This is a genomic window from Stenotrophomonas sp. GSD10, from assembly GCF_056172695.1.
On record NZ_JAOCMC010000002.1, the window covers coordinates 4,061,983 to 4,073,374 of the forward strand.

Below are 11,392 nucleotides of genomic sequence, written 5' to 3' on the forward strand. Positions count from 1 at the left end.
CGGCCAGCGGCCGGCACTACCGGACGGGATAGCGCCCGACCGTTGGTCGGGCGACGGCAGGATCAGTGCGGACCAACGGTCCGCACCCACCGAAACCTGCGGTAGCGCCGGCCGCTGGCCGGCAACCCAACGACCCGGCCGCAACCTTCAACGCAGGTAATCGCTCTTGGCCATCGCTTCACCCAGGTAATCCAGGAACGAGCTGATCCGCGCCGACACCGCGGTGTTGCGGTAGTACACCGCATGGATCGGCTGATACACATCCAGCGTCTGCGCGGCCAGCACCGGCACCAGCGTGCCGGCGGCACGGTCGCGATCGGTGACGAAATCGGACAGGCAGCTGATGCCCACCCCTTCCACCGCCAGCCGGCGCAGGGTTTCGCCGCTGGATACCGCAATATCCGGGCGTACCAGCAACTGGCCGTCGGCATCACCGGTCAACGGCCAACGGTTCAGCGACTCCGGTTCATTGAAGCCCAACAGGGTGTGCTGACCCAGCGCCGCCACACTGGCCGGTTCACCGTGCGTGGCCAGATAGGCCGGGCTGGCGACCAGCTGCAGGCGGCATCGCCCCAGCGAACGGGCATGCAGGGTGGAATCGGTCAGCGGGCCGATGCGGATGGCCAGGTCCGTGCGCCGTTCCAGCAGGTCGATATAGCGCTCGGAGCTGTTCAGCTCCAGCTGCACCTCGGGGTAGCGCGCGCGGTAGCCGGACACCAGCGGCGCGATCACGTGCAGCACGAACGGCATCGCCGCATCCACGCGCAGGCGTCCGGCCGGACGCTCGCGGCGCGCGGCCATCTGTTCCTCGGCCGACTCCACCGCGTCAATGATCGCCCGGGCGTGGCGCAGGTAGGCCTCACCCTCGGCGGTCAGGTGCAGGCGGCGCGTGGTGCGGGTCAGCAGGGTGGTGCCCAGCTTGTCCTCCAGCCGTCCCAGCGCACGGCTCACGCCGGAAGGGGTCTGCCCCAGCTGCTCGGCAGCGGCACTGATCGAGCCACTGTCGATCACGGCGAGGAAGGCCTGCATTTCGTCGAGGGTGGTCTTCATGCCGCCATTATTGACCAACAGGCAAGAGTGATTGGCGTGAAGACCGGTTTTTCCGCAAAGGTGGGCCGCGCACACTGCGCGCCTTCCTCTCTCTGGAGCCTGCCATGATCCGTGGCATTCCCCTCGCATTGCTGGCCTTGACCCTCGGTGCCTTCGCCATCGGCACCACCGAATTCGTCATCGTCGGCCTGATCCCGACCATCGCTGCTGACCTGCAGGTCAGCCTGCCCTCGGCCGGCCTGCTGGTCTCGCTGTACGCGCTGGGCGTGGCCATCGGCGCGCCGGTGCTGACCGCGCTGACCGGCCGCGTGCCGCGCAAGCAGCTGCTGGTGGCGCTGATGGTGCTGTTCACCGTCGGCAACGTCATCGCCTTCCTGGCGCCGGGCTACACCTCGCTGATCGCTGCACGCATCCTCACCGGCCTGGCCCATGGCGTGTTCTTCTCGATCGGTTCGATCATCGCCACCGCGGTGGTACCGAAGGAGAAGGCGGCCAGTGCGATCGCCATCATGTTCACCGGCCTGACCGTGGCGCTGGTGACCGGCGTGCCGCTGGGCACCTTCATCGGCCAGCACCTGGGCTGGCGCGCCACCTTCCTGGCAGTGGCCGCGCTGGGCGTGGTCGCCCTGCTGGGCGCGCTGCTGTTCGTCCCGCGCAACCTGCCGCAGAGCGTGCCGGCCAGTTTCCGCCAGCAGATGGCCGTGCTGGCGCAGCCGCGCCTGCTGCTGGTCTATGCGATGACCGCGCTGGGTTACGGCGGTACCTTCCTGGCCTTCACCTACCTGGCGCCGATCCTGCAGGACGTCACTGGCTTCTCGGCCAATGCGGTCAGCCTGGTGCTGCTGGTGTACGGCGTGTCGGTGGCGATCGGCAACCTGTGGGGCGGCCGCCTGGCCGACCGCATGGGCCCGGTGCCGGCGCTGAAGCGCATCTTCGCGCTGCTGGCGGTGGTGCTGTTCGTGCTCACCTTCACCGCCTACAACACCTGGCTGATGCTGCTGACCGTGCTGGCACTGGGTGCGGTGGCATTCGGCAACGTGCCGGGCCTGCAGGTGTACGTGGTGAAGCAGGCGCAGCGCTACGCACCGCAGGCCAGCGACGTGGCCTCGGGCCTGAACATCGCCGCCTTCAACATCGGCATCGCCCTGGGCGCCTCGCTGGGTGGCCTGGTGGTGGAGCACGTCGGCCTGATGCACACGCCGTGGCTGGGTGCGCTGGTGGTGGTGGGCGCGTATGCGCTGACCGTGCTGAGCGGCCGCCTGGACCGTCGCGACGGTGTCGATGACCGTGCCGAGGGCATTGCCGTGGCCGCACATTGATTCATGCAATGCAGCGTTGCCGGCATGCATACGGCACCTGCCCTACCCTCTTCCTTCTGCGACGCCCTCCCCTTGGAGCTTCACATGACTGTCCCCGCTTTTGGCCTTGGCACCTTCCGCCTGAAGGACCAGACCGTGATCGACTCGGTGCGCAACGCGCTGGACGTCGGCTACCGCGCCATTGATACCGCGCAGATCTATGGCAACGAAGCCGAAGTCGGCCAGGCCATCGCCGAGTCCGGCGTGCCGCGTGATGATCTGTACCTGACCACCAAGGTGTGGATCACCGAGTTCAAGCGCGATGCGCTGCTGGCCAGCCTGCGTACCAGCCTGGAAAAGCTGCGCACCGACCGCGTCGATCTGGCGCTGATCCACTGGCCGTCGCCGAACGACAAGGTCGACGTGCCGATGGAGGAGTACCTGCCGGCGCTGGCCGAAGCCAAGGCGCAGGGCCTGACCCGCGCGATCGGCATTTCCAACTTCACCATCGCCCAGACCCGCAAGGCGATCGAGATCCTCGGTGCCGAGGCCATCGCCACCAACCAGATCGAGATCCACCCGTACCTGCAGAACCGCCTGCTGGTGAAGTTCCTGCAGGACAACGGCATCCACATCACCGCCTACATGAGCCTGGCCTATGGCGAGGTGATCAAGGACCCGGTGATCCAGGCCATCGCCGGCCGCCATCAGGCCACGCCGGCGCAGATCGCGCTGGCCTGGGCATTGCAGCAGGGCTTCTCGGTCATTCCGTCTTCGACCAAGCGCGAGAACCTGGCCAGCAACCTGGAAGCGGCCGCGATCCGCCTGACGGACGAAGACATGGCGCAGATCGCCAAGCTCGATCGTGGCCACCGCCTGGCCAATCCGGAAGGCATTGCGCCGGCCTGGGATTGATCCCGACCGCGATTGCGGAACGGAATCGGTGGGTGCCGACCTTGGTCGGCACTGACCTGTGATCGATCGTTGAAACAGCGTGCCGACCAAGGTCGGCACCTACCCATGATCGATCGTTGAAACAGCGTGCCGACCAAGGTCGGCACCTACCGTTCACTCCCTGCTCTGCAGCAACCACCCGCGCATCGCTGCACTGACTTCTTCAGGCTTCTCCATCGGCGCCAGGTGCCCGCAATCGGGCACCACCACCAGCTGCGAATGCGGCACCAATGCGTGCATTTCCTCGCTCACCGCCAGCGGCGTGATGCGGTCGTTGGCACCGCACACGATCAGCAGCGGATCGCGGTAGCCCGCCAGCACGTCATGGCCATCGCGTCGCTCCAGCGCACTCTGGCGCAGGAACACTTCCGCCCCCAGGCGGGCGGTCATGTCGCGCACGCGCTGCACCAGCACGTAGTCGTCCAGCCGCGATGCGTCGATGTAACTGCGCATCAGCGCATCGCCGAAGCCGTGGAATTTGCCCGGCAGGCGCACGCTGGCGCGCTGGCTGCGGCGCTGTTCGGCACGCTCCGGTGAGTCGGCATGGATCGAGGTATCGATCAACGCCAGCTGCATCACCCGTTCCGGCGCAATGCGCAGGATCTGCTGGGCGACGAAACCACCCAGCGAGAAGCCCGCCAACGCGAAGCGCTCCGGCGCCTGCGCGAGCACATCCTCGGCCACGGCCTGCAGGGTTTCGCCACGGGTCTGGTCGCCTACGGTGCAATCGGCAGTATCGGCCAGGTCGGCCAGCTGGGCACGCCACAGCTCGGCATCGTTGAGCAGGCCGGGGAGCAGCAACAGGGGGATGCGGTCGGTCATGGGGCTATTGTCGCGCCAGCGGGGTGACGGAACCATGCCGCAACGGGTGATTGCATTGTAGAGTCGAGCTTGCTCGACCGCCCTTGCCGTAGAGTCGAGCTTGCTCGACCGCCCTTGCCGTAGAGTCGAGCTTGCTCGACCGCCCTTGCCGTAGAGTCGAGCTTGCTCGACTGCAGCCATGACAGTCGAGCAAGCTCGACGCTACGAAACCCCAGAGCAGTCGAGCAAGCTCGACGCTACGAAACCCCAGAGCAGTCGAGCAAGCTCGACGCTACGACACGGACGCGACCATGGCAGATCCCTACAACAGCAGCCCCACCTCCCCGCCCGCCCTGCGTTTCGACGACGCGCTGGTCACCACCGCCTTCGAGCTGCCTGGCCATCGGGTGGTGCGCAACCTGGGCGTGGTGCGCGGCATCACCGTGCGTTCGCGCTCGATCGTCGGCAACTTCCTTGGCGGCATCCAGACCCTGTTCGGCGGCAACATCACCATCTACACCGAGTTGTGCGAGCAGGCGCGCGAGGAAACCTACCGCGACATGGTCAAGCACGCGCGGCAGCTGGGCGCCAACGCGATCATCGGCATGCGCTACGACGCCACCGATGTGATGACCGGGCTGACCGAGGTGCTGTGTTATGGCACGGCGGTGGTGGTGGAGCCGCTGCGATAACGCGATGGTAGAGTCGAGCCTGCTCGACTCAGGCGCGCCCGTGCGATGCAGGACAGCCGAGCGTGGGCTCGGCTCTACAAAGGCGTTTCGGGCACTTCGACCTGCTGCACCGGCAGGGTCACCACCATCACCGTCGGGTCGTCCGGGTCCAGCTTGGTCTTGAAGCCCAGGCTCTGGCACATCGCCAGCATGGTGCTGTTCTCGCGCAGCACCTGGCCCTCGACCACATCCAGGCCCAGCCACTTGGCGTACTCGATCATGATCGCCATCAGGCGCCAGCCGATGCCGTGGCCCTTCAGGTCCGAACGGATCAGGATGCCGTACTCGCCGCGGTGGTAATCGGCATCGGCGTGCAGTCGCACCGCGCCGAGCATTTCGCCGCTGCGCGGTTCAATGGCCACCAGCGCGATCGAGCGCGCATAGTCGAGCTGGGTCAGGCGCGCGATGAATTCGTGGCTGAAGTGCTTCACCGACTGGAAGAAGCGCAGGCGCAGGTCCTCGTCACTGACCCGGGCGAAGAATGCGCGGAACAGTGCATCGTCTTCCGGCCGCACCGGCCGCACGAACGCGCGACCGCCATCGGACAGTTCGATGGTGCGCTCCCACTCCTTCGGGTACGGGAACACCGAGAAGCGCGGATGGCCGCGGCCCTTGTGCAGGATGCGCGAGGGTGCCACCGCTACACGCGCGTCAAGGGCGAGGATGCCCTTGCTGTCGACCAGCAGCGGGTTGATGTCAAGCGTGCGCACTTCCGGGATGTCGGCAGCCAGCTGTGCCAGCTTCACCAGTGCCAGGGCCAGCGCGCGTTCGTCGGCAGCCGGCACATCGCCATACGCCTTGAGGATGCGCGAGGCGCGGGTCTGCCCGATCAGCTCATGGGCCAGGCGCAGATCCAGCGGCGGCAGCGCCAGTGCCTTGTCGTTGATCACTTCCACTGCCGTGCCGCCACGGCCGACCACGATCACCGGGCCGAACGTGGCGTCATCGGCGATGCCGACGATGATCTCGCGCGCCTTGGGGCGGACGATGGTCGGCTGCACCAGCAGGCCATCGATGCGCGCGTCCGGCCGCAGCTGGCGCGCGCGCGACAGGATCGCGTTGGCTGCGCTCTGCACCGCCGGCAGCGTGGTCAGGTTCAGGCGCACGCCATCGACTTCCGACTTGTGCGGGATATCCGGCGACAGGATCTTCAGTGCCACGCTGGCGCCACGCTCCAGCAGGGGCTGCGCCAGATCCATCGCCTCGTGCGCATCACGCGCGTGCATCACCGGCGCCGACGGAATACCGTAGGCCTTGAGCAGCTCGTGGGTGGCCAGCGGGTCCAGCCACTGCTGGCCATTGGCCAACGCCGCATCGACCAGCGCGCGTGCGGCCGCCGCGTCGACACTGAAGTCCTGCGGCAAGCTGGGCGGCGTTTCCATCAGCGCGTTCTGCGCTTCGCGGTAACGCACCAGATGCTGGAAGCCACGTACGGCCTCGGCCTCGGTGGGATAGGTCGGCACCCGTGCCGCGTTGAGCGTGGCGGTGGCCTGGTCGTCGTTGCCCAGCCACACCGCGAACACCGGCTTGTCGCGGTGGTGGCGCGGGCGCAGGCCAAGCGTGCGCGTGAGCGCCTGCGCAGCGTCTGCCGATGAGGTGAATGCGGTCGGCACGTTGACCACCATCACCGCGTCATTCTCGTTGTCGGCCAGCAGCGCTTCGATGGCCGCGGCATAGCGATCACCATCGGCGTCGACCACGATGTCCACCGGATTGCTGCGCGACCAGCCCTGTGGCAGCACCGCATCGAGCTTCTCGACCGTGCTGTCGGACAGGTTGGCCAGCGTGCCGCGCAACGCGATCAGCTGGTCCACGGCGAGCCGGCCGACACCGCCGCCGTTGCTGAGAATGGCCAGCCGGCGGCCGGGGAAGGTGCCCAGCCGGCCCAGCGATTCGGCAGCGGTGAACAGTTCGTCCAATGCACCCACGCGCAGCAGGCCGGCGCGGTTGAACGCCGCCCCATACACATCGTCGGCGCGCGCCAGTGCCTGCACATGGGTATCGCGGCTGCCCGGCTGCACGCGTTCGGCGCGACCGGATTTCACCACCACCACCGGCTTGGCGCGCGCGGCGGCACGCGCAGCGGACATGAACTTGCGTGCGTCCTTGATCTGCTCGACATACAGCAGGATGGCGCGGGTGCGGTAGTCGGTGGCGAAGTAGTCGAGCAGGTCGCCGAAGTCGACGTCCAGGGTGTCACCCAGCGACACCACGGCAGAAAAACCGACCGAGCGCGCCACACCCCACTCCACCAGCGCAGCGGCAATGGCCGAGGATTCGGAGATCAGCGCAAGATCGCCAGCCTGCGGGAAATGCGCGGCGATGCTGGCGTTGAGCCGCGCATGCGGCGCGATCACGCCCAGGCAGTGCGGGCCGAGAATGCGCAGGCCGTGCTTGCGCGCCACCGCCTCCACCTGCGCCGACAGCGAGCCCGGGCCTTCACCGAGGTGTGCGGTGAGGATGATGGCCGCCTGCACGCCACGTTCGGCAGCGGTACGCACCACCTGCGGCACGATCGCCGCCGGTGCGGTGATCACCACCAGGTCCGGCACCCAGTCCAGGTCCTTCAGCCGCTTGACCGTGCGGATGCCATCAATCTCAGCATGCCGTGGGTTGATCCACGCCACCTTGCCGGGGAAGCCGGTGCCGCGCAGGTTGCGCATCACTGCGCGGCCGGCCGAGCGCTCACGCGGGCTACCGCCGATCACCGCGACCGACTGCGGACGGAACACGGACTGCAGGTGGTAGGTACTCATGCGCCTACGGTAACCAAAAAGGGGACGGAGGGGATTAAGTCGTTTGTGCCACAAACGACTTAATCCCCTCCGTCCCCTTTGCATGCGTGCCGACCAAGGTCGGCACCCACCAGAGCACGGGGGCTTCGGCTTACAACAACGTGCCGTGCAGGATCATCGCGGCGATGCTGAAATAGATCACCAGTCCGGTCACGTCCACCAGGGTGGCCACGAACGGGGCCGAGGCGCTGGCCGGGTCGAAGCCGAGGCGCTTGAGGATGAACGGCAGCATCGAGCCTGACAGCGAACCGAAGGTGACGATGCCCACCAGTGCCGCACCGATGGTGATCGCCAGCAGGATCCAGTGCTCACCGTAGTCATGCAGGCCGCCCAGCTGCCAGATCACGATGCGCACGATCGCCAGGCAGCCGAGGATGGCGCCCAGCACCATGCCGGTCGGGATCTCGCGGATCGCCACCTTCCACCAGTCACGCAGGCGCAGTTCGCGCAGCGCCAGGCTGCGGATCAGCAGCGAGGTGGCCTGCGAGCCGGAGTTGCCACCCGAACTCATGATCAACGGAATGAACAGGGTCAGCACCACCGCGCGCGCCAGTTCGTCCTCGTAGTGCTGCATCGCGCTGGCGGTCAGCATCTCGCCCAGGAACAGCACGCTGAGCCAGCCGGCACGCTTGCGCAGCATCTCGAAGAAGCCGATCTGCATGTACGGCTTGTCCAGCGCTTCCATGCCACCGAACTTGTGTGCGTCCTCGGTGGATTCCTCGATCAGCGCATCCAGTACGTCATCGACGGTGACGATGCCGAGCATCTGCTGCTGCGCATCGACCACCGGAATCGCCAGCAGGTCGTGGCGGCGGATCAGCCGCGCCACTTCTTCCTGGTCCATCAGCGCGTCCACCGTCACCGGCGGATTGACCTGCGCCACGTCCAGGATCGACTCCTCCGGCAGGCCGGTGATCAGCCGGCGCATGGTCACCACCTGCTGCAGCTGCTGTGTTGCCGGGTCCAGCACGTAGATCGCGTACACCGTCTCGCGGGTGCGCTCGACCTGGCGGATGTGCTGCAGGGTCTGCGCCACGGTCCAGCTGGCCGGCACCGCCACGTACTCGGTGGTCATCAGCGCACCGGCGGTGTTCGGCGGGTAGCTGAGCAGCTTCTGGATGGCCTGGCGGGCGTCGGTGCCGAGCAGCGGGATCAGCCGCGCGCGCTCGTCCTCGTCCAGCTCGTGGACGATGTCGGTGGCGCGGTCGTCGGCCATCAGCCCGAGCAGGGCGGCGGCGCGGGCCGGCGGCAGCACCGCCACCAGCTCGCCGCTGCGCTGCAGCTCGGGGGCTTCCAGCATCTTCACCGCACGCGGCAACGGCAGCGCCGCCAGCGTGTCGGCGGCGCGGGTCAGCTCCAGCGTATTGAGGAACTCCACCGCGTCGGCGGTGTTGTAGTTCGCCAGCGGTGCGGCCAGGGCAGCGGCATCGGCCACCGGGCGCAGCAATTGCTTCTGGTTCATCGGGTTTGCCTTGTGGGGGTGCGACCTCGCGCAACGCCAACGCAGGCAAACCGTCCCGATGTCAGGCGGTGGCCATCACTGGCGTCGAACGAGGTCGACTTCTACTGTCGCTGGACATGGGTTGGGAACTCCGGGATGGGTGTACTGCCTGACACGCTCGACAACGGCGGGGCCGGCAGCGGCGGGCAGTCTGGACCTGCCGGCACGCGCGGTCAACCCTGGCCCGGGCGGGTGGTCAGGCACCCCTGGGGTCAGAGCCGCTTGCTGTGCAAGGGGATGCGCCCTCCAACATGCGCGCATAATGCATGCGCGCATAATGAAGGGGTGGCCTGCACGGCCGCGCTCCCCGGACGAACGCAGCACAGGCCCCCGCGATGACCAGGTATTCCCATGCATAGCGGTGGTCTGGAATTGGCCCTGGTGCTGCTGCTGGCGGCGGTCATCGCCGTGCCGGTGTTCAAGAAATTCGGCTTCGGCGCGGTACTGGGCTATCTGGCGGCCGGCGTGGTGCTCGGCCCGGACGGGCTGGGCTTTGTGCAGGACGCCGACCGCATCCTCGGCGCGGCCGAAATCGGCGTGGTGATGCTGCTGTTCGTGATCGGCCTGGAGCTGTCGCCGGCACGCCTGAAGGTGATGCGACGCTCGGTGTTCGGTGCTGGCGCGGCGCAGGTGGCGCTGTCCGGGCTGGTGCTGGGCGGCCTGCTGCTGCTCGACCATTTCCAGTGGAAAAGTGCGCTGGTGGTGGGTGTGGCGCTGGCCCTGTCGTCCACCGCGGTCGGCCTGCAGCTGCTGTCCGAACACAAGGCGATCAACAGCGACCATGGCCGCCTCGGCTTTGCCATCCTGCTGTTCCAGGACCTGATCGCGATCCCGCTGCTGGCGGCCATTCCGCTGCTGGGCGGGGTGAAGAACGAGACCCTGCGCTGGGAGGATGCCGCGGTCGCGCTGGGCGCGCTGGCGGTGGTGATCCTGTGCGGGCGGCCGGTGCTGCGCCGGGTGTTCAGCACCATTGCCCGCACCCGCAGCCCGGAAGTGTTCACCGCCACCGCGTTGCTGGTGGTGCTGGGCACCGCCTGGTTCATGCAGGAGGCCGGCCTCAGCCCCAGCCTCGGCGCGTTCCTGGCCGGCGTGCTGCTGTCCGACTCGGAGTTCCGGCACGAGCTGGAATCGCAGATCGAGCCGTTCAAGGGGCTGCTGCTGGGCCTGTTCTTCATCGCGGTGGGCATGGGCATCGATCTGGACCGCATCGCCGCCGAACCGTGGATGATCGCCGGGGGCGTCGGCATCCTGCTGGTGGTCAAGTTCGGCCTGCTGTACGCGGTCGGCCGCGTCGCCCGGCTCAGTTCGCGGCAGTCGCTGCTGCTGGGCAGCGTGCTGTGGCTGGGCGGTGAGTTCGCGTTCGTGGTGTTCAACGAAGCGCAGCGCGCGCACCTGCTGGGCAACGCCAACCATGACCGGCTGGTGGCCATCGTCGGCCTCTCGATGGCGATCACGCCGCTGTTGATGATCGCGCTGCTGAAACTGCTCGGCCAGGAGAAGGCCGCGCCGCGCGAGCCGGCCGACGCCGACAAGGTGGCGCCGGACAACCGGCCGAAGGTGCTGATCGCCGGCATGGGCCGCTTCGGCCAGGTGATCGCGCGCCTGCTGACCGCGCAGAAGGTGCCGTTCGTGGCGCTGGAGGCGAACCCGGACACCGTGGCCGACCTGCGCCGTTTCGGCAACCAGCTGTACTACGGCGACCCGACCCGGCCGGAGATGCTGCGCGCGGCCGGCGGCGAGCATATCGATGTATTCGTGATCACTGTGGATGACCCGGAAACCAACCTGCGTGCGGTACGCATGGTGCGCCGCCTGTACCCGGACGCGACGGTGCTGGCGCGCGCGCGCAACCGCCAGCATGCGTGGCGGTTGATGGACATGTCGGCCGAGCCGTTCCGCGAGGTGTTCGGCACCAGCCTGGAGATGAGCGGGCGCGTGCTGACTGCACTGGGTGTGGCGCCGAACGTGGCCGAACGCCACGTGCAGCGCTTCCGCGAGCACGACGAACAGCTGCTGCGCGACCAGTACCTGGTCTACGACGACGAGGCAGCGGTGATCCAGACCTCGCGTGATGCACGCAACGACCTGATGCACCTGTTCGAGGCCGACGCGGAAAGCGACGACAAGTAGGCGTGCCGACCAACGGTCGGCACCCACCGTGGGCAGGATCGGCACCCACCCGATCGATGGCGGACCCGGTAGTGCCGGCCGGTGGCCGGCAACCCGGGGATTCCGCAGGTTTCATCAAGTTGCCGGCCAGCG

General features: G+C 67.6%; 8 protein-coding genes. 4 read left to right on the top strand and 4 right to left on the bottom strand.

Translation table 11 applies throughout. The features are described 5' to 3' along the window. Window positions 1–147: 147 nt before the first annotated feature. A complete protein-coding gene (locus tag N4G47_RS18950; protein ID WP_475289539.1) occupies window positions 148–1,050 on the bottom strand; it encodes a LysR substrate-binding domain-containing protein in 903 nt (300 codons plus the stop codon). 104 nt (window positions 1,051–1,154) lie between these two features. Between N4G47_RS18950 and N4G47_RS18955 the strand changes: the two genes are divergently transcribed. Both N4G47_RS18955 and dkgB read left to right on the top strand, forming a co-directional pair. Continuing rightward, the gene (locus tag N4G47_RS18955) at window positions 1,155–2,369 is read left to right on the top strand and encodes an MFS transporter (RefSeq protein ID WP_475289541.1); all 1,215 of its coding nucleotides are present in this window, start codon (window positions 1,155–1,157) and stop codon (window positions 2,367–2,369) included. Between the two features lie 84 nt (window positions 2,370–2,453). Then, the gene (gene dkgB / locus N4G47_RS18960; protein WP_475289543.1) at window positions 2,454–3,263 is read left to right on the top strand and encodes a 2,5-didehydrogluconate reductase DkgB; all 810 of its coding nucleotides are present in this window, start codon (window positions 2,454–2,456) and stop codon (window positions 3,261–3,263) included. A 153-nt stretch (window positions 3,264–3,416) separates the two neighbouring features. Here dkgB and N4G47_RS18965 read toward each other — a convergent pair whose 3' ends face one another. Continuing rightward, window positions 3,417–4,124 (bottom strand): alpha/beta fold hydrolase, encoded by a 708-nt coding sequence (locus N4G47_RS18965; protein WP_475289545.1) that lies wholly within the window; start codon window positions 4,122–4,124, stop codon window positions 3,417–3,419. A gap of 290 nt (window positions 4,125–4,414) precedes the next feature. Here N4G47_RS18965 and N4G47_RS18970 point away from each other — a divergent pair, with 290 nt between their 5' ends. Beyond that, window positions 4,415–4,795, top strand: coding sequence for a YbjQ family protein (locus tag N4G47_RS18970; protein WP_107232596.1), 381 nt, complete (start codon window positions 4,415–4,417; stop codon window positions 4,793–4,795). Between the two features lie 74 nt (window positions 4,796–4,869). Here the strand turns inward: N4G47_RS18970 and N4G47_RS18975 are convergent, their stop codons facing one another. Continuing rightward, window positions 4,870–7,590: a bifunctional acetate--CoA ligase family protein/GNAT family N-acetyltransferase gene (locus tag N4G47_RS18975; protein WP_475289547.1), complete on the bottom strand. Its 2,721-nt coding sequence runs from the start codon at window positions 7,588–7,590 to the stop codon at window positions 4,870–4,872. A gap of 130 nt (window positions 7,591–7,720) precedes the next feature. Continuing rightward, window positions 7,721–9,091 carry a magnesium transporter gene (gene mgtE, locus N4G47_RS18980; RefSeq protein ID WP_475289549.1) on the bottom strand — a complete coding sequence of 457 codons (1,371 nt, stop codon included), beginning with the start codon at window positions 9,089–9,091 and terminating at the stop codon, window positions 7,721–7,723. Window positions 9,092–9,481: 390 nt separating this feature from the next. Between mgtE and N4G47_RS18985 the strand changes: the two genes are divergently transcribed. Then, the gene (locus N4G47_RS18985; protein WP_475289551.1) at window positions 9,482–11,260 is read left to right on the top strand and encodes a monovalent cation:proton antiporter-2 (CPA2) family protein; all 1,779 of its coding nucleotides are present in this window, start codon (window positions 9,482–9,484) and stop codon (window positions 11,258–11,260) included. Window positions 11,261–11,392 lie beyond the last annotated feature (132 nt).